General features: G+C 62.4%; 18 protein-coding genes. 6 read left to right on the forward strand and 12 right to left on the reverse strand.

Annotated elements, in window-relative coordinates:
* Positions 1-155: 155 nt before the first annotated feature.
* The 6 genes from epsG to ACZ41T_RS03370 form a co-directional block, all read right to left on the reverse strand.
* Positions 156-1,043, reverse strand: coding sequence for a chain length determinant protein tyrosine kinase EpsG (gene epsG / locus ACZ41T_RS03345; protein WP_464923063.1), 888 nt, complete (start codon positions 1,041-1,043; stop codon positions 156-158).
* A 277-nt stretch (positions 1,044-1,320) separates the two neighbouring features.
* On the reverse strand, positions 1,321-2,709 hold the full coding sequence (epsF, locus tag ACZ41T_RS03350; protein WP_464923064.1) for a chain length determinant protein EpsF: 1,389 nt from the start codon (positions 2,707-2,709) through the stop codon (positions 1,321-1,323).
* 12 nt (positions 2,710-2,721) lie between these two features.
* Entirely contained in the window at positions 2,722-3,516 is a 795-nt protein-coding gene (gene epsE / locus ACZ41T_RS03355; RefSeq protein ID WP_464923065.1) for a polysaccharide export protein EpsE, read from the reverse strand.
* 448 nt (positions 3,517-3,964) lie between these two features.
* The gene (gene epsL, locus ACZ41T_RS03360; protein ID WP_464923066.1) at positions 3,965-5,323 is read right to left on the reverse strand and encodes an XrtB/PEP-CTERM-associated polysaccharide biosynthesis outer membrane protein EpsL; all 1,359 of its coding nucleotides are present in this window, start codon (positions 5,321-5,323) and stop codon (positions 3,965-3,967) included.
* Positions 5,301-5,441 carry a hypothetical protein gene (locus ACZ41T_RS03365; RefSeq protein ID WP_464923067.1) on the reverse strand — a complete coding sequence of 47 codons (141 nt, stop codon included), beginning with the start codon at positions 5,439-5,441 and terminating at the stop codon, positions 5,301-5,303. The genes epsL and ACZ41T_RS03365 overlap by 23 nt, the downstream gene beginning before the upstream one ends.
* Positions 5,442-5,536: 95 nt before the next feature.
* A complete protein-coding gene (locus ACZ41T_RS03370; RefSeq protein WP_464923068.1) occupies positions 5,537-6,499 on the reverse strand; it encodes an EpsD family peptidyl-prolyl cis-trans isomerase in 963 nt (320 codons plus the stop codon).
* 722 nt (positions 6,500-7,221) lie between these two features.
* Between ACZ41T_RS03370 and ACZ41T_RS03375 the strand changes: the two genes are divergently transcribed.
* Positions 7,222-8,106 carry a class I SAM-dependent methyltransferase gene (locus ACZ41T_RS03375; RefSeq protein ID WP_464923069.1) on the forward strand — a complete coding sequence of 295 codons (885 nt, stop codon included), beginning with the start codon at positions 7,222-7,224 and terminating at the stop codon, positions 8,104-8,106.
* 358 nt (positions 8,107-8,464) lie between these two features.
* On the forward strand, positions 8,465-9,058 hold the full coding sequence (locus tag ACZ41T_RS03380) for a hypothetical protein (RefSeq protein WP_464923070.1): 594 nt from the start codon (positions 8,465-8,467) through the stop codon (positions 9,056-9,058).
* Between the two features lie 3 nt (positions 9,059-9,061).
* Here ACZ41T_RS03380 and ACZ41T_RS03385 read toward each other — a convergent pair whose 3' ends face one another.
* From ACZ41T_RS03385 to ACZ41T_RS03405, 5 genes are all read right to left on the reverse strand, one after another.
* Complete coding sequence (locus ACZ41T_RS03385) at positions 9,062-9,604, reverse strand: YaeQ family protein (protein ID WP_464923071.1); 543 nt, start codon at positions 9,602-9,604, stop codon at positions 9,062-9,064.
* Positions 9,605-9,901: 297 nt separating this feature from the next.
* Positions 9,902-10,108 carry a cold-shock protein gene (locus tag ACZ41T_RS03390; protein ID WP_059758104.1) on the reverse strand — a complete coding sequence of 69 codons (207 nt, stop codon included), beginning with the start codon at positions 10,106-10,108 and terminating at the stop codon, positions 9,902-9,904.
* 164 nt (positions 10,109-10,272) lie between these two features.
* Complete coding sequence (locus tag ACZ41T_RS03395; protein ID WP_464923072.1) at positions 10,273-10,749, reverse strand: retropepsin-like aspartic protease family protein; 477 nt, start codon at positions 10,747-10,749, stop codon at positions 10,273-10,275.
* Positions 10,750-10,936: 187 nt separating this feature from the next.
* Positions 10,937-11,422, reverse strand: a complete 486-nt coding sequence (locus ACZ41T_RS03400; protein WP_464923073.1) for an aminoacyl-tRNA deacylase — start codon at positions 11,420-11,422, stop codon at positions 10,937-10,939.
* 549 nt (positions 11,423-11,971) lie between these two features.
* Positions 11,972-14,413 carry a Lon protease family protein gene (locus tag ACZ41T_RS03405; RefSeq protein WP_464923074.1) on the reverse strand — a complete coding sequence of 814 codons (2,442 nt, stop codon included), beginning with the start codon at positions 14,411-14,413 and terminating at the stop codon, positions 11,972-11,974.
* A gap of 244 nt (positions 14,414-14,657) precedes the next feature.
* Here ACZ41T_RS03405 and ACZ41T_RS03410 point away from each other — a divergent pair, with 244 nt between their 5' ends.
* The 4 genes from ACZ41T_RS03410 to ACZ41T_RS03425 all read left to right on the forward strand — a co-directional run bounded on the left by ACZ41T_RS03410 (position 14,658) and on the right by ACZ41T_RS03425 (position 16,828).
* On the forward strand, positions 14,658-15,818 hold the full coding sequence (locus ACZ41T_RS03410; protein WP_464923075.1) for an MFS transporter: 1,161 nt from the start codon (positions 14,658-14,660) through the stop codon (positions 15,816-15,818).
* Positions 15,819-15,872: 54 nt separating this feature from the next.
* Positions 15,873-16,160 (forward strand): hypothetical protein, encoded by a 288-nt coding sequence (locus ACZ41T_RS03415; protein WP_464923076.1) that lies wholly within the window; start codon positions 15,873-15,875, stop codon positions 16,158-16,160.
* A 63-nt stretch (positions 16,161-16,223) separates the two neighbouring features.
* Positions 16,224-16,505, forward strand: coding sequence for a type II toxin-antitoxin system RelE/ParE family toxin (locus ACZ41T_RS03420; RefSeq protein WP_464923077.1), 282 nt, complete (start codon positions 16,224-16,226; stop codon positions 16,503-16,505).
* 5 nt (positions 16,506-16,510) lie between these two features.
* Entirely contained in the window at positions 16,511-16,828 is a 318-nt protein-coding gene (locus ACZ41T_RS03425) for an addiction module antidote protein (protein WP_464923078.1), read from the forward strand.
* 39 nt (positions 16,829-16,867) lie between these two features.
* Here ACZ41T_RS03425 and ACZ41T_RS03430 read toward each other — a convergent pair whose 3' ends face one another.
* Positions 16,868-18,592, reverse strand: coding sequence for an adenylate/guanylate cyclase domain-containing protein (locus tag ACZ41T_RS03430; protein ID WP_464923079.1), 1,725 nt, complete (start codon positions 18,590-18,592; stop codon positions 16,868-16,870).
* Positions 18,593-18,802: the final 210 nt, after the last annotated feature.

Below are 18,802 nucleotides of genomic sequence, written 5' to 3' on the forward strand. Positions count from 1 at the left end.
GATGCATTCTTGCTGTCATTGCGAGGCATAGCCGAAGCAACCCAGCCTGAGTGGGATCGCACGACTGGATTGCTTCGCTTCGCTCGCAATGACAACCCGGTGCGATGGGAAACCTGATAGGCGAAAATATCATGGTCGCAGAAAACCTCAATCGCTCAGTCCAGGACGACGGCGCCCACAACCTGTGCGCCGGTGAGGGTGATTTTTTCTTTCAGCTCGGCCAGCGGGGCCAGGCGGCTGACGTTGCGGCGGGCGGCGAGCAGCATGCCGCCGGCGCGCGCTGCAACCGGCTGGAAGTCCGAGCTAAGCTGCGACGGCGCGGTGTCCAGCAGGATGATGTCGTAGCTGGTTTCCAGGCCGGAAAGCAGCGCGCCGAACGACGGGCGCGCCAGCAGTTCGGCCGGGTTGGGCGGCGGCGAGCCGGCGGGCAACACGGTCAAGGTGGGAAACGACTTGACCGTGCGCACCTGCAGCGAGGGCACGCGCTCGGCCAGGATGTCGGACAGCCCCATGCCGCTGCCCAGGTTGAAGATATCTTGCTGCCGCGGCTGCCGCATGTTGGCGTCGATCAGCAGCACCTTGCGGCCCATTTGTGCAAACAGCACGGCCAGGTTGGCGGCCAGGTAGCTTGCGCCTTCGTCGGCGCGCGCGCTGCCGACCGCCAGAGTTTTATGGCCATCGTGGAACCAGCGCATCAGCAGTTCGGAACGCACCGAACGCAGCGCTTCGGCTTCCTTGCTGTAGGGGTCGGTGGCGGCGGTGAGCTCGGGGCTGAGGCTCGCTTCCGAGGCGGGAATGTAGGGGTATTCGAACTGGTGCGACAGCGCCTGCTGGATGTCGGCCTCGGTCACCAGGCCAAGCTTGAGCGCGGCCTCGCCAAAGCGCAGGTTCTGTTCCTGCTGCAGCTTGAGCACACGCTCCATGTCCTGCAGCTTGAGCTTGCCGGCATCCTGCAGCAGCTTGCCGATGTTAGAGTCGACACGGATGCTGGAGGTCGTCTCGGCGAGGCTGCTGGGCTCGTGGGTGCTTGAGAATGAATTCATGTGAACCTCGGCTTATGCGGAGTGGGGTGCGGGTGTTCTGGTAGCAGTGGTTGTAGGTTGGGCTGCAAAGCCCAACAAAATACGGTGTGGTCTGTACCCGTCGGGAATGAATGGCATGTGTGTGATGTGTTGGGCTTTGCAGCCCAACCTACGACACGGTCATTGCGAGCGAAGCGCGGCAATCCAGCGCCTTGGCTGACCGGACATTTCTGGATCGCCACGTCGCTACGCTCCTCGCGATGACAAACTAATAAGGCTACGGTCCGGCGCATGACGCTCAGGCGACCGCCGGGCGGTTGCGGCGGAACAGGCGGCGCAGGGCTTCGAGGCGACGGCCTTTTCTGCCGACCTCGGCCAGCACGGGAATTCCCAGCCAGGCGGCGATGTCCTGACCGGAGCGCACGCGGCGATCCAGCAGTTCGACCAGGAAGCCGATGCCGACGCCGAGCAGGCTGCCGAGGAATACCGACAACAGGATGTTGAGGAAGACGCGTGGCTTGGAATGCTTGGTCGGGGGAGCGGCCGGATTCAGCACGGTGGCATCGGTCTGGGTGGACTGCGCTTCCATGTGGCTCTGGCCGTAGCGCTGCAGGGCGGAGTCGTAGATGCGCTGGGCGTTTTCCAGATCGCGCGCCAGCAGGGTGCCTTCTTCACGCTGCTGCTTCATTTCCAAAACTTTGGCCTTTTGCCGTTCGAACGCGGCGGAAAGTTCGTTGAAGCGCTGGCGGGCGGCGTCGGCGGTGGCACCGACACCGCGCGTAGCGATGTTGAGTTCGTTGGCGAGCTTGGCCTTGTAGCTGTTCACTTCGGCCTGCAGGCGGATGAAGTCGGGATGGTTGGCGCCGACGCGATTGGCCAGCTCGGCCAGATTGCCTTCGCCTTGCGCCACTTGCGCCTTGAGGCCCTGCACCACCGGGTTGTTGATGACTTCAGGCAGGCTGGCGCTGTCGCGGGTGCGCGAGCTGGCATCGTACGAGGCCGATTGCGCGGCCACCATCTGCCCGGCCAGATCGGCCATGCGGCGGGTTTCGACATCGAACCGCTCTTCGGATTCGACGATGCCCTTTTCGCGCTGATAGGCGTTGAGGTTCTGCTGCGCCTGGTCGAGTTTCTCGCGCAGCTGGACGATCTGCTGGTCGAACCAGGCGGCGGTTTGTTTCAGGGGCGCAAGCCGAAGCTCCAGGCTGGTTTCGATGTAGGTTTTGGCGAAGGCGTTGGCCATCGCCGCAGCAAAACGCGGGTCGGTTGCCGTAAATGCGATGTTGATCACGCTGGACTCGCGCGAAGGCTCGACGTCCAGTTTCTGCAGCAGCAAATCGCTCAGCCATTGGTTGATATCGCCTTCGCCTTGGGTCGCCTCGATGAACTGCTCGCGGGTGCCGGGGCTGTCCGCCAGCTTGAGGTCACGCACCACTTTCTGCGCGACATTCGAGCTCTGGATGACCTCGACCTGGGTGGCCATGTAGCCGGGGAACATCTGCGACGGCAGCAACTGGCCGGTAAACGGGTCCTTGCTTTTGGAATCGATGATCAACGAGGTGGTGGCGGTATATTCCTTGGGCAACAGCAGGCTCACCACTGTGGTGACGGCAACGGTGAGCAGCAGCACGCCAAGGATGATCCACTTGCGGGCGTTCAGGATCAGCAGGAATTGGGTGAAATTCATGGTGGGCGTCCCTTAGAACAGGCTTTCCTTGACGTAGATCACGTCGTCTTTTTTGACCGGGTCGGCCAGGCTGGCATCCAGCTGCTGTAGTTCTCCGCTGGCGTTGCGGCGCATGATCTTGAGGCCTTTCTGGGTGCCTCGGACGGTGACGCCGCCGCCCATCGAGAGGGCCTGCACCACGCTCATGTTCCGTTCCAGGCGGAAGGCGCCGGGGCGCTGGACTTCGCCGTAGATGTAGAACATGGGCTGGCGCGCGACGTTGACGATGTCGCCGTCCTGCACCATTTCGTTGCTGGCTTCGCCGCCCGGCTGGAACAGGGCGATCATGTCGATGTCGCGGTATTCGGGCTTGCCGTCGCGGGTGCGTACCAGGGTGATGGTGTCGGCGCCGTCGCTCGCAATGCCGCCCGCCAGCGCCAGCACGTCGGTCACGCGGCTGACTTTTTCCAGCGTGTGCCGGCCCGGCCGGTTGACGCGCCCCAGCACCGAAATCTGCTGGCCGCGATACTGCACCACGTTGAGGGTGACGAAAGGTTCGTTGATGAAGCCGCCCTTGCTCAGGCGCTGCGCGATCTCGGTTTCGCCTTGGGCGGGGGTCACGCCGGCCATTTTGACGTCGCCGATCAGTGGAAAGGAGATGTTGCCGCTATCGCCCACACGCGCCTCGGTGGCGAGGTCGGGCTGCCCGTACACAGTGATGCGCAACACATCGCCGGTGCCCATGCGGTAGTCGTTATCCGCGCTCCACGCGGGCGCCGCCAGCAGCAGCGCGCACATCATCAAAACACCATGCCACAACTTCGTCATTGTTCTCTCTCTCCAATCGGCGCCCGCTACAAAGGCAGGCCGCGCTCCAGCTTGGAATTGTTTAAAGATACAAGCGGCCTCGCCCGCACGGGCGGGCAGTCATTCTATCCTTGTCCATGGTCAAAATCGTCCATTCAGCTTCAAGCCAGTCTGGGGCGCAAGAGCCATGCCCACCAGCCGCCGCCGTGCGGCCGCCACGACCAAGCCAGCAGTGCGAGGGCGGGCCTCGCTCCCTCCGATGAAGCCCCTACCCTGCGGCATCCCACAGGTGGCGTCGATAGGCGGCTTAGACACAATGCCCCACAAGGCGCAAAGGGCAAATGCTCGCCAAGCTCACGCTGCGTCATCTTTGGGGGCTGCCGCCCGCATCGCGGCTGAAGTCGCTCCTACGGGGCTGGGCAACGCCAACAAAAACGATGAAAGTGCCAAAATAAAATTTTTCACCACCCTAAAAGTCAGCCTGCACGCTCATGAAAACCAAATGAAACGTGTAATCGCTGACAGGTATGTTGGAATCCCGCCGTCCGGCCTGCAGGCCGAGATCGATGGTGGCCATGCGAACCGGGGTGTAGCTCAGCGACAATGAGCCGCTCAGAATGTCTTCGTCGCGCTGGATGCCGCCACGGCCGGTATCTCCTTCGAAGCTGCGATTCACGTAACTGGTGTTCGCACGCAGGGTGATTTTGGACGTGGCCAGCCAGGCTGCGCCGAGGCTGGTCCCGGTGTCGAGTCGGTAGCTGGCGTTGAAATCATCAGAGTTCGCAATTTCGCGATAGATCGCCCAGCTCAGGATGGTTTTGCCGGTGAGGGAATAATCTGCCGACAGGCGCCCCGCCAGGCCGGAAAAATCGCGTTGCGACAGACTGTCGTTCTCGCGCTGGACGTAACCGATTTTGCCGCGCGCGATCAACTTGCCGGTCACGCTCCAGTCACCCAGCAGGTTGTATTCGGTCTGCGAGTAGAGACGGTCAAGATTTGCGGCATCGCGGTTGGGATATTCACCATCCATTTGATGCAACTGGCCGCGCAGCTTGCTGCCCTTGGGAGTGGTGTAGCCCAGCGTGGCTGTCACGCTTGTGTTTTCGTAATCCGATGGTGCATGCTGCACCGTACTATTGGTCGACTTGGCTGCGGCCGCGCCCAGCCCCACGCTCCAGCGCGGGTGAAACTGCCAGTCGGCGTTGGCGAACTGGTTATCGCGGGTGACCTGATTATTGACGGCCACCAGGGAATACCAGTCAGCAAAGCTGGTTTGCGTCACGGTTTCGGTCGCGCCCACCTGACCTGACCAGCGGTTGCCCAGCCGCCAGTTCCACTTCAATTGATAGTCCGAGCCGTCGTAATCCAGCGAGGTATAGCGCGAAAAACGCACCTGATTTTTGCTGGTGCTGGCCGTGATGTGCTGGCGGCCCGGCTGCCAGTCCACATTCAACCCGGCACTTAGCACGCTGTATTGATCCGACGCCGAATCATGCGTAATCAGAATGGGCCCCTCATCTTCCACAACGGCAATGGTTCCATCCTTGTCCAGCCGAAACAGGTTGCTGTCGTAATAGCGTGTGTAGGAGACAAAGGGGCGAAAGGTGTCACCCTCCTTCGCCTGCGCCGGCAGGGCGAGCATTGCGGCCAGCGCCAAGCCCATCAATGGCAGCATGGATCTCTCAAGAAACGCCATGTAAGCATTTGATTTCGCAGGATGCACTCTCTGTGCATTCATTGACGCTCGAAGGTGCCCGGAGTGCACCCTGCTCCGGGCATCTCGCGCCCGGAATGAACAATCCCGCTCAAAGCCGATGACTACGCTCACCAGAAACTCCACCGGCCGGCAAGTCGAAATCCGGCACCCAGTCGGGCAGCAGGCCTTCCAGCGCCAGCAGGGCGATGTACAGCCCGAACGGCAGGCTGCGGGCGAATATGGGGGACATATAAAAACAGGTTCAAGTTACAAGATGCAAGATTCAAGAAAAAGCGGCGCGCGCATGCGCACGCGCCCCCTTGTCTCTTGCGTCTTGTATCTGGCTTACTTCAGCCCGGAGATGCCTTTGCTGATCGCGGCGGCGTCAGCGTCGGCAGCGGGTGCCGCATCCGTCGCCGGGGCGGCAGCGGGTTCGGCTGGTGCCGCTGCCGCTTCCTTGCCGGCGTCGACAAAATCACCCATGTATTCGATCGTAGCGGCAGCTTTCAGCGTATCCAGCTCGGCCTTGGCCGCCTTCTGGCGTTCCTGTGTCCGCAGCAGACGCGCAATGGCGGGTTTGGCCTGCTCCAGCGTCACCGGCTGCATCTGCGAATCGGCCAGAACGATCACCATCAGGCCGTCCGGCATATTCACCACCATGGCCTGACCGTCGGGCATTTTGGCCAGCCGGGGCAGCATCTGCAGCGGCAACTGCTCGGCCGTTTTTACGCCCTGCGCCGATTTCACCGACAGGTTTTCAGCCTTCAGCCATTTGACAAAATCGTCAAGCGTTCTGGATGTGCCCAGCTGCGCGCGAATCGCGTCGTACTTGTCTTTCGGCGCCTTGATCGAGATTTCCTGCAGGCGATAAATCTTGCGCTTGGCAAACAGCTCCGGGTGCTGGTCGAAATAGTCCACCACTTCGGCGTCGGACGGCTCGGCCGGCTCGCCCAGCTTGCGACTCATATAGGCCTCGGCCAGGATCTGGCGGCGCGAAGCGTCCATTGCCTGCATCACCGTGGGGTCGCGGTCCAGCTTGTCGGCCAGCGCCTTCTGCGCCACCACTTCCTGATCGACCAGGTTGCGCACCACCTGCAGCGAAGCCGCCTTGGTCTGCTCCTGATCGAGATTGGGGATGCGCTGCAGCGCGTAGTTCACCTGATGCACCGTCAGTTCGGTGCCGTTGACCTTGGCCGCCACCTGGGTGGGGGCCTTTGCGTCGGTTGCCGCTTCGTCCTTCTTGTCGCCGCAGCCGGCAACCAGAACGGCAACCAGAACGGGCAGATACAATTTCTTGAAACCGTGCATTTTCGTCTCCCTCTTCATCCAGATTTTTGGAAATTATGTGGTACAAATGTTACACCAAGCGTGCCGCCGCCGGAAAACGCGGATTTATTCCATCGTCGCGAGGCCCGCAGGGCCATGATGATCCGGAGTTCGTTGATTCTGCTGACATTCCGGATTACTTCGCGACTTCATTCCCTCCGATGCACGCAATGACGATGTATTAGCCAGCGTTTCCGAATGGGCGAAAAAACTGGCTATGTCACTGTTGGCTGTTGACGCTATGTCCTGCTCCCTCCGATGCGATGAAGCCTCTACCCTGCGGCATCTCGCAGGCGGCCCCGTGGGAGCGGCTTCAGCCGCGATGCGCCGCAAGGCGCAAAAAGCAAATGCTCGCCAGGATCTTGCCGCGCCACCTTTGCGGGCTACCGCCCGCATCGCGGCTGAAGCCGCTCCCACGGGGCTGGTCAGCACCTATGGCGGTAGCGGCGTCCTCGCCGCAAATTTCGCACCAGGCTGCTGTCGGCAAGGTATTGCCGACCTACGGGTGTGCCCGACACGAATTTAGCATCATGGCCATTTTCCGCATCGGACCGGGGCGGGCCTCGTGCAACGGCACGGGACCTGATGGGGTACCCTTCGGCTTTCTCCTGCCATTGCCGAGCCATGAACGAACTGCTGCAAATGCTGGAATATGCTCGACGAACCAGGATCGAGCTCACGATCCAGACCCGGCTCGGTGCGGCATGAAGCGCCCCCGCCCCGCTGCCGCCCCCGCGTCCAGGCAAAGTTTCAGCGACCCGCTGGCGGATGTGCTGCGTCCTGGCCAGTCGATCGAGCTGCTGAAGGAACTGCACATCCTGACGCGCGACGGCAAACTCAACCAGGACAGCCGCCGCAAGCTGAAGCAGGTGTATCACCTGTGCAATTTCATCGAACCACTGCTGAACGAGGTGCTGGCCCGGCAGGACACGCTGACGCTGGCCGACCACGGCGCGGGCAAGTCGTACCTGGGTTTCATCCTGTACGACCTGTTTCTGAAGGAGCGCCCCGGCAGCCATACCTTCGGCATCGAAACGCGCGACGATCTGGTGGAGAAGTCGCGCGAGCTGGCAGTACGGCTGGGATTTGCGCGCATGACGTTCCTCGACGCAACGGTGACGGAATCGATCGGATCGGATCGATTGCCGCCCACCGTCGACATCGTCACCGCGCTGCATGCCTGCAACACGGCAACCGACGACGCGATCCGGTTCGCGCTGGCCAAGCAGGCCCGCCACATCGTGCTGGTGCCGTGCTGCCAGGCCGAAGTCGCGGCTGTCCTGCGCCGCCACAAGAACGAATCGTTCGGCAAGACGCCGCTGTCGGAAATCTGGCGCCATCCGATCCACACGCGCGAATTCGGCAGCCATCTCACCAACGTGCTGCGCTGCCTGCAGCTGGAATCGCACGGCTACCAGATCACCGTGACCGAGCTCGTCGGCTGGGAGCATTCGCTGAAAAATGAGCTCATCATCGCCACCCGGACCGACGCGCCGCGCGGGAATGCGCGCGAACGCCTGCAGCAGATCCTGCAGGAACTCAACCTGCAGGATCTCGAAGAACGTTTTCTCGGCCCACAGTCATTCTGAAAAAAGCCTATGCTTCGATAAGCGTGTGCTTTGTCTGGATTGCCCGATGCGACTGCCTGCCCTGACGTTTTTTTGGCTTTTTCATCGTTATTCGTTGGTGTTGGCCAGCCTCGTGGGAGCGGCTTTAGCCGCGATGCGGGCGGTAGCCCGCAAAGGTGGTGCGGCAAGACCCTGGCGAGTATTTTCTCTTTGCGCCTGGCGGCGCATCGCGGCTAAAGCCGCTCCCACAGGGCCGCCAAAGTCATCAACGAATTGCTGTGATACGACACGCTGGCGCATCGCGGCTAAAGCCGCTCCCACAGGGCCGCCTGCGAGATGCCGCAGGGTAGGGACTTCATCGCATCGGAGGAGGCAAGACATGACTTCAACAACCAACAGTGACATAGCCTTTTTTTTCCCTGCACTGGTTCTGCTCGCCGCCCTGGCGGGCTGCGCCACACCGCAGTACCAGACGACGGTTCGCCTGATTCCGCCGGCCGATGCGCAGGGCCGGGCCTGCGTGGCGGACTGCGAGACCCAAAAGAACGCGTGCCAGGCCGATTGCCAGGCCCGCTACCAGGCCTGTGTGAAGGACATCGAGCCGCAGGTGGAAGCGCGCTATGCAGAGGCGCTGAAGCAATATGAACTCGAGCTGAAGCAATACGCCGCGGCGCTGCACCGCTATGAAATGGATCTGCATTTCGGATGGATGTACAGCTATCCCTACGGCTACCCCTACAGCTATCCCTATCGCTACCCCTACTGGAGGGATCCTTGGCCCGTGATGTATTTTCCGCCGCCGTATCGCGAGTCGGCGATGCCGACGCGAGAAGGCGTACGGGCGCGGCTTGCAGCCGATAACTGCCAGGCCGACTGCGGCTGCCTGCCCGCCTACGACGCCTGTTTTGTCGGCTGTGGCGGGCAGCGCGTGAGCGAAACGGTGTGCATCAAGAACTGCCCGCCGGAAAAATGACGCTCAGCGTGCCGCCTGGAGCGAAATCAGCTTCACCGGCACGCTCTCCTTGTCGGTATTGATCCAGATTTCGCCGTCCTGCACCATGCATTGCAGGCGCATGCCGCGTTCGGCCAGGGCGGCCAGCGCCTGGCTGGTTTCGGCGGACAACTGCAGCACGGTCAGATTGGTAAAGCGCGTGAGCTTGCTGGCAATCTGCTTCCACCACACGTCGCAGCTGCTGCTGTAGCACAGCACCACGACCTGCCCGGCACGGCCGCAGGCGCGGCGGATGCGCGCGTCGTCGGGCTGTCCGAGATCGATCCACAAATCGATTTCGCCGGCCAGGCTCTTCACCCACACTTCCGGCTCGTCGACCTCGAACAGCCCCTTGGTGAAGGCGATGCCGTCGCGGGCGTAAAGCGCATAGGCCAGCACCCGCGCCATCATGCGCTCGTCGGTCTCGGAGGGATGGCGCGCGATGGTCAGCGCGTGGTCGGCGTAGTAATGCCGATCCATGTCGGCAATTTGCAACTCGGCTTTGTAGATGATGGCACGCAGGGCCATGTTGGTTTATCCCATTTCAAAAGGCTATGCCACTGTTGATTGTTGAAATCATGTCCGCCCCCTCCGATGAAGCCCCTACTCTTTGGCAGGCAGCGCCTACGGCGCTAAACAACACCAATAATCCGGATTGTTTATTAGAGCGAGATGCCTTTGGGTAGGGTGCACTTCGTGCACCGAATGACACACCGAAGGTGCACGGAGTGCCCCCTACGGGGCCGGACAATACCAACACTAACGGTGAAATGAGCCATAAAAAAACCCCGGCGAACCGGGGTTTTTCACATCAGGTCGGAAAGATTACGACACGACCTGGATGTTCGAAGCTTGCTTGCCCTTGGGGCCAGTCGTCACTTCGAAGCTGACGCGCTGGTTTTCCTGGAGGGATTTGAAGCCGTTGGAGTTGATTGCGGAGAAATGTGCGAAAAGGTCCTCGCCGCCGTTATCCGGGGTGATGAAACCAAAACCTTTTGCATCGTTGAACCACTTAACAGTACCCGTTTCCATCTTTTGTTTCCTATCTATCTAAAAAAAATTGGGCGACATGCCCTATCGATCGAATTTCAAGGAAAACGCTTACCAGAGGTACCGCAATTTAAAGCTTGAATCCAACAGACGGGCGTATTAATAACACAGAAGCGCAGCGCGTCAAAGCATTTTTTCAATTACGCTCAATCACTTACCAAGGCACGTAGTATCAGGGTATCGCCGCGCTGGGTGAATTCCAGATGCTTCAGCACGCTCATCCCCAGCAGCACCTGATCGCCCCCCATGCCGGGGTTGAGGCTGGCCGGTACGCCGCGCAGATTGAACGGCCCGAACGCCAGTGCATCCAGTCGGGTGGCACGGGTGGTGACCGTGCCGTTGGCGGTGACCGACTGCTGGCGCGCACCCGCCTTGAGCCCCAGTTCATCCGCCAGGTGCGCCGGCACCGACACCAGCGTGGCGCCGGTATCGAGCAGGAAGGTGACGGGCTGGCCATTGATGGCGCCCGGGAAAAAATAATGGCCGTTGCGGCTGCGCTTCAGCACCAGCTCGCTACCCGGCGCAATCTGCAGTTGCTGGTTGGGGTTGTTACGCGCCTGCAGGCTGTTTTCGAAGTAGAAATAAAACAGGCCCAGCAACAGCAGGCTGGCAGCCAGCGCCATTCCCCGTCCAAGACGACGATGAGGGTTGTAAGCGGATTCGGATTCTTTTGAGTTCACAGCGCGTGAGACAGATCAGGCGGTTCATGGTTCGGCGCGCCGGGCGCGCTAGGATGACCCAAGCCTAATTCAAATCCCGTGCGCAGGGGAAGGGCCCGTGTGCCCAACCGGCGACCCGCGCACACCCGGCTCAGGCGACGTGCTGCATGCGCGGCTGGCTGAAGTGGCAATGCGGTGCGTCGCCGAAAGCTTCGTGCAGGTGGCGGGTCTGAATATGCAGCAGGCGCTTGTGGTCGCCGGCCTCCAGATAAATATCCGGCTGCGCCATCAGCGCGTCGTCCCACACCATTTCCACGCCCCAGGCATTCGGCAGGCCCGGCACCACGCCGGGTTCACACTCGGGGAACAGGCGGCTGACGCCGGCCTCGTCGGCCAGGATGAATTCCACGCCGACATCCTGCCTGAGCTTGCCGAGCTGGATTTCCTGGTCGGCGGGAATCATCGCCACCATCTGGCATTCCACGCTGTCGAGCAGCACGCCCTTGGCCACCCGATCGAGCGACACCCCGGCCGCACGTGCGGTTTCGACGCTGGTCCGGGTGTGCGGATGCATCACGATTTCGAACGGAATCATGTGCTGGTCGAGAAAACGTTCCATGCGATGAAGGGCATTCATGATCGGCTCCTTGCAGGACGATTGGATGATTTTCAATATAGATCACCCTCTGCCGCCTGCCAGCGTGAGGCAACACACGCTGATTAATTTAGGCTCTTTCATCGTTTTGTTGGTGTTGGCTAGCGTTGTTGGAGCGGCTTCAGCCGCGATGCGGGCGGCAGCCCGCAAAGGTGGCGCGGCGAGGCCTTGGCGTGCATTTGCCCTTTGTCCTTTGCGGCGCATCGCGGCTGAAGCCGCTCTACGACAATCGCCTGCGGGGTGCCGAAGGGTAGGGGCTTCATCAGAGGGGGCAAGACATGACTTCAACAACCAGCAGTGCATAGCCTTAATTTATTGCGCGGCACGCAGCGACACGGTGATCGCGAGCAAGCCCGCTCTACAGGGCTGCGGGAAATGGTTCGGAACTTAGGGAAGCACTGATTAATTCGATATGGCCGTCATTGAGCGCAGCGAAGCAATCCAGCGTATCGATTAAGCGGGCATTTCTGGATTGCCGCGTCGCTGCGCGCCTCGCAATGACAAATTAATCAGCGGTTCCTTAGCGTTTTTTTAGCGCCGATGCGGTTGCTCGCCCGCGCGAAAATGCCGCCGCGGCCGCTTGGGATATTCCTGCTTCTGGCAAGCGCGGCGAAATGCCAGCAGGGTGTCCTGCGCGTATCCCAGCACGCTGCCGCGGGGGTAGTGCCCCGCCGCGTTCAGTTCGCCCGCCGCCACGCCGGCCAGCAGCGCGATGCCTTCGGTCACGTGATCCGCGACATGAATGTGGAAACGCCCTGCGCCGACGGCTTCGACCAGCCGCGGCGCCAGCATCAGGTGGCGAAGGTTGCGGGCGGGGATCAGCACGCCCTGGCTGCCGTCGAAGCCGGCAGCCTCGCACACGCGGAACCAGCCCTCGATCTTTTCGTTGATGCCGCCCACCGGCAGCACCTCGCCGTGCTGGTTGAGCGCACCGGTGACGGCGATGCCCTGTTTGAGGGGCAGGCCCGACAGCGCCGACAGCAGGGCATAGAGCTCGGCGCACGAGGCGGAATCGCCTTCCACGCCGTGGTACTGCTGCTCGAAAACGATGGATGCATTGAGCGAGAGCGGTGCCAGGTGGGCGAACAGCGCCGCCAGGTAGTTCTCCAGGATGAATACGCCCTTGTCGTGAATCGGACCGGACAGTTCGACCTCGCGCTCGATGTTGAGCAGGCCGTCCTCGCCCGCGTAGGTACGGGCGGACAGCCGTACCGGCAGGCCAAAACGATAATCGCCGAGGTCGATCTGGGTGAGGCCGTTGAGCTGACCCAGCCGCTCGCCGGCAAGCGCGATCAGCACGTCGCCCTCGGCGATCTCCTCGCGCAGGCGCTGCTCGGGATAATCGTGGCGCGCGGTGTGCGCCGCCAGCGCCGCCTCGACGTCGGCCACCGAAACCAGACCTGGTCCGCGTGCGCGGCAGGTCGCCGCACTTTCCACGACCAGTGCCTCGGCGCGGGCAAAAATCGCGCTCTCGCGCGCCTGGTCGCCCGCCTCGCGGTGCGATTCCTCGATCAGGCGCGCCACTGCCGCCGCCGAAAAATGCGGCAGGCCGAACTCGCGGCAGGCATGGGCGACGAAAATCGCCGAAGCGCGGCGGCTGTCGGCCGTGGCGACGAAGCTGTCGGCGAAATCGACCTTGGCGCGGAAATGGCGGACGAATTCCGGCGCCGCCTCCTGCAGTTCGTAGTACTGCTCGCGCGAGCCGATCAGCACCAGCTTGACCTCGACGTCGACTGCTTCCGGCACCAGCGACACTGCGGCAATCGGCGAGAACGACACGCCAGGCTCCTCGATCTGCAGCCGCCCGCTGCGCAGAAAGCGCCGCAGCTGCTCCCACACCAGAGGATCGGCCAGCACATCGCGCAAATGCAGCATCAGAAAACCGCCATGCGCCTGCAGCAGGCTGCCGGCACGGATGCGCGAAAAATCGGTGACCAGCACGTCGTTTTCGGACTGGTACTCGATGCTGCCGAACAGCGCGCGGAACAGCGGGTTGTCCTCGACGATCACCGGCGCACCGTCGAGGCCGCCATTGTCGACCACCAGGTTGACGCGGTAGCGCGCCAGTATGGAATTCAGCGCTTCCAGCCGGTCCTCGTCGTCCTCGCCGCCGCTGAACAGTTCCAGATTGTCGAACACGTCCTGTTCCAGCGCGTCGAGCCAGGCGTTGAGCTTGGCGGCGTCCTTGATCTGCTTCTTCAGCCCGTCGCGGATTGCCTGCAGTTCGCGCTCGACCAGCGGCTTCACGGTCTGCCGCCGCAGCGCCGCCAGCGCCCCGTTCATCGCGCGCTCCAGCGGCTGGGTCTTCTCGATGTAGCGGGTGATCTCGGCGCGCAGTTCCTGCTCGGCCTGCTCCACTTCGGCCCGGCGCGTCTTCGGCAGTGCCAGCACCTCGTCCTCGGTGAGCGCCTGCCCCTTCTTGCCGACCAGCGTGAACAGCATGCGTCCGGCCTCGCGGTGCAGCGAAAAGCTGCGCGCCTCGGCAAACGCCGACAGTTCGGCGTAATGCCGCTCCATGTCGGCCTTCCAGGCCTTCTCGATGCGTTCGCTCTCGGCCTTGTGGTCCTGGCCATTCAGTCGCTGCGGGATTTCATCCTGCAGATTTTTCACCGCCTGCGCCAGCGACTGGCGCAGCTGCCGCCCCTCGCCGGCCGGCAGGCGCAGCGCCAGCGGCCGCTCCGGCGCGTCGAAGTTGTACAGATAACAGAAATCGGGCGGCACCCGCTTGCCCGCCGCCACCTCGCGCATCGCTTGCTTAAGCAGCGAGGAGCGGCCGCTGCCAACCTCGCCGAGCACGAACAGGTTGTAGTTGGGCTGGTCCATGCCAAGGCCGAAACGCGCGGCCGCCTCGGCGCGCGCCTGACCGATCCACGGCAGCGGTTCCTGCAGCAATTCGGAGGTGTCGGCAAATCCCAGCGTGGCGGGGTCGAGGGTCAGGCGAAGGTCGGCGGGAGACAGGGCGGCAATCGGCATGGCGTGGGTTTTGGATTTTGTGGGTTCTGGATTATTGCGCAAGACCGGCCCACAGCGATTTCGTAGGGTGCGCTTTGCGCACCAACAATATTAACGGTGCGCAAAGCGCACCCTACGATATAAACCCCGTGCTTTGTCATTACCAGCGATACGGGGCAATCCTTGCTGTGGTTCGCACGTGCCTGGATTACCCTAAAAGACTCCGATCCACTACATTCGCAAAAACTCTCTCGCACGCCACCCGATGAAACCCGCGCAGCCTTCCTTCTTCGTCCTGATCGCCCTGATCGGGGGCCTCGCCATCTTCAGCTCCACCCTGTCGAAAACCCCGGTGCTGCCGCTGTTCGCCGCGTCGCTCAACGCCACCCCGGCGGAAATCGGCTGGATCGTCATGGCGTCTACGATCCCCGGCGTGCTCATCAGCTACCCCGCCGGCGCGCTGTCGGACTATCTGGGCAAGCGGCGCATGCTGCTGGCGTCCCTCATTGTGTTTGCCAGCGCGCCCTTCCTCTATCTGCTGATCGAAACCGCCTGGCAGCTGATGGCGGTGCGCTTCTATCACGGCTTCGCCACCGCGATCTTCGGCACCGTGGCGAGCGCGGCGATCGCCGAACGCTACAGCGCCGACCGCGCGGCGCGGCTGTCCACCTATTCCTCGGTCACCATCGTGGGCCGCTCCATCGCGCCCTTCCTCGGCGGCGCGCTGATCTCGCTGGCGAGCTTCGGCGCGGTGTACGTCGCCTGCGCGATCGCCGGCGTGCTGGCGCTGGCGGCCGGGCTGCTGCTCAAAGACTACGAGCCGCGCCCGACGACGAAGCTGGAGCTGCCGCATTTCTGGTCGAGTCTGAGAACGGTGCTGCGCGACCGCGGCATCATGCTGGTGAGCCTGGTGGAGGCGGCGCAGTACCTGGTGTTCGGCGCCGTCGAAGCCTTCATCGCCCTGTTCGCTGCCTCGCACGGCATCCCGGCGTGGCAGATCGGCGTCATCCTCGGGGTGCAGCTTCTCAGCATCGTGTTCGCCAAGCCGCTGATGGGCCGGGTGTCCGACCGCATCGGCCGCCGTCGCGTCATCCTGCCGGGCTTGCTGATCGGCGCGGCGAGCGTGGTACTGCTGCCTTACTTCCCGAACTTCATCGGCCTGTCGGCGCTGAGCCTCGCGTTCGGCCTCGGCTTCGCCACGGTCACCTCGTCCACCGTCGCCCTCGTCGCCGACCTCACCAAAGACGGCCGCTACGGCTCGTCGATGGGCGTGCTGCGCACCGTGATGGACGTCGGCCAGTCGATCGGCCCGGTACTCACCGGCTTCATGGTCGGCGTCGCCGGCTACACCAGCGCCTTCACCCTGCTGGCAGCAATTCTGGTGGCGGCCGCGCTGATGTTGGGGCTGCTGCTGCGCGACGGGTAAGGTCGCGTTTGATCGGCTATAGTGAGCCGATCCGCTTCTCCCAAGGAGATTTCCATGCGCATCCGTACCCTGCTCACCTTGCTGGCCTTTGTCCCGGCCTGCTTCATTCTCCCGGCCGCTGCCGATTCAGGCGTGGACCTCACGCCCGCCACGCAGCAGACATCGATTTCAACCGAGGCCTGCCTCGCCAATGCCAAGGGCACGCATCTCGCCCAGCTCGATTGCTGCAAGGGGCACAAAGGCATCTGTGGCTGCCGCGCCGGCAAGCTCGTGTGCTGCGATAGCTCCATCAGCACCGAGCCGGGGTGTACGTGTCACGGGGATGAAGGAATCGTTGAATAAGGCCGTTCAAATCATTCTTGACACATGTAGCCCATAGGATACACTTCGGCTACGCGCGTATCGATGACCGAGGTCTATCGGGATTGGATCAATGACCTGAAGGATCGAGCCGGCCGCGCCCGCATTCAAGTGCGCGTGGACCGGTTGGCTCACGGCAACCCCGGGCAGCATCGCAATCTCACGCACGGCATATCGGAACTGAAGATCGACGTCGGCCCCGGCTACCGTGTGTATTACACGGAGCGAAATGGGGAATTGATCATCCTGCTCGCCGGCGGTGACAAATCGACCCAGCAGCAGGACATTAAAACAGCCGCCGTGCTTGCCAGAAATTCGCAGGAGTAACCCAAATGCCCAAGACTGCCACCAAACTGACCGCCAAGACGAAGACCGTGCCTTATGACGTGGCCGAGCAGCTGCGCACCCCCGAGGAAATGGCCGCTTATCTCGACGCCTGGCTGGAAGAAGCCCCGGACGATGCCGCAGGCATTGCCCGCGCGCTGGGCGACATCGCCCGCGCCAAGGGCATGTCGCAAGTTGCGCGCGATGCCGGACTCAGCCGGGAAAGTCTCTACAAGGCGCTCAGTGAGAACGGCAATCCAAGCTTTGCGACTGTACTCAAAGTCGCGCGTGCACTTGGCGTGCGACTGCATGCGGAAGCCGCTTGAAAACCAGGTTGCCGGCTGGCGCTTCGCCAGCCGGCCGTGTTATTTGCTCAGCGCCACCCAGACCCCGTCCCACCCAGCTTCCGGCGGCACCTGCCTGAAAGCCGCAATCCGTTCCAGCATGACCCGACTGGGCTGATCCTTCGGTTCGATCGCAAGGCATTCGCGGAAGGCTGTCTCGGCCGCATCCCAGTCCTGCGCGCGGTAGCGCGCCAGCCCAGCCTCATACGCCTGCACGCGCCGTTTGTCGCTGTCGCTCAGCTCCGCCGCCAGCCCCAGCAACTCGTACACCCTGACCGGCTCCAGTTTGCCGACGACGCGCAGGCTGTCGATTTCGCGGAAGGCCAGGGTGTCGCCGGCCAGCGTGTGCGTCGGCTCGCTCACCAGGATGCGGGTGCCGTAAAACTTGTTGGCCTGTTCCAGGCGCGAGGCGAGGTTCACAATGTCGCCGATGACGGTGTAGCCGCGTGAGGTTTCGGAGCCGATGTTGCCGACCGTCACTTCGCCGCTGGCGATGCCCATGCGGACGTTGACCGCGGGCAGGTTGTCGCGGACGCCGAACATCTCGGGCAGCCAGGCGCGAAAAGCTTCCAGCTGCGCCATCTGCTCGAGCGCGGCGAGGCAGCCCAGCCGCGCGTGGTCGGCGGGATCGGTGAAGGGCGGTCCCCAGAAGGCCATAACCGAGTCGCCGATGTATTTGTCGACGATGCCCTGCCGGCTGCGGATCACCTCGGACATCATCGAAAAGTAGCGGTTGAGGAAGCGCACCGAGGCGTCCGGCGTGAAGCCTTCGCATAGACGGGTGAAGCCTTCGAGGTCGGAAAAGAACACGGTCATCACCTGGCGCCCGCCCTTGTCCGCGCCGATGCGGTTTTCCAGCAGGCTCTTCACGATGCGCGGATCGACATACTGGCCGAAGGTTTCGCGGATGCGTTCCTTCTCGCGCAGCCCGACCACCATGTGGTTGAAGGAGGTGGCGAGTGTGGCGAGTTCGTCGTGAGTGTGTACCAGAATTTCGACATCGAGGTCGCCCGCCTCGACCGCGCGCGTGCCGCCCACCAGGCGCTTGACCGGATCGACCAGCGAGCGCGTGACGAAGGCCGCAAAAATCAGCCCGAGCATGGTGGCGAGCGCGGTGATGATCCAGTTGAGGGTAGTGGCGCGCGCCTCCTCCACCTTGGCCTGCAGTGCGGTGTCCTGGGTCAGCTTGTTAAGCAGGTCGATGGTCTTCTGGATTTCGACGTCGATCGTGTCCTTCTCGCGCAGCAGGTTTTCGCGGACGATTTTCTGCGAACGCGGGGTGCCTTCTTCCGCCTCGATCTGGAACAGGCGGAAAGTCATGTGAAAGTGCTGGCGTGCGGTCTGGATCGCGGGCAACTGCTCACCCAGCCTGGCGAGGGTCGGGCGGTCGAGTTCGATGCGCTTTTCCGCCTCCGCCTCGGCGAGGAATCGCAGCGAGGAATCGACGATCTGGTCGGCGTTGACTCCGCGCATGTCGAAGCCGTTCGATTCCTTGGCGAGAAATTCAGGGTCGGGGCGCGCCACGTCCATGCCCGCCAGCACGCGCTCCATGTGCACCATCTGGTCACGAATGAGGATTTCCACGCTGGCCACTTGCTGCTGCAACGGCAGGTAGTAATCGGAAAGCGCCCGCACCTGGTTGTTGAGGTTGCGGAAATTGAGCACCGACAGCCAGGTGACGACCACCATCAACGCCAGCAGGGCGGTGGTGATGCTGAAGATTTTCAGGCTGATGGGCAGTCGCATGGGGTCAGGTACGGAAGGCGCAGGAATTTAAACATAGCAGCCTGGCCGCCAAAATTCAGGGGAGACGCGCCCTACTGGAACTTTAGGGAACCGCTGATTAATTTGTCATTGCGAGGCGCGCAGCGACGTGGCATACGATTCCATATGGGCTTCAGCCCATAGTGGATCGGAGTCCTTTAGGGCAATCCAGAAATACCCGCTTAATCGATA

Source organism: Thiobacillus thiophilus (genome assembly GCF_055378705.1).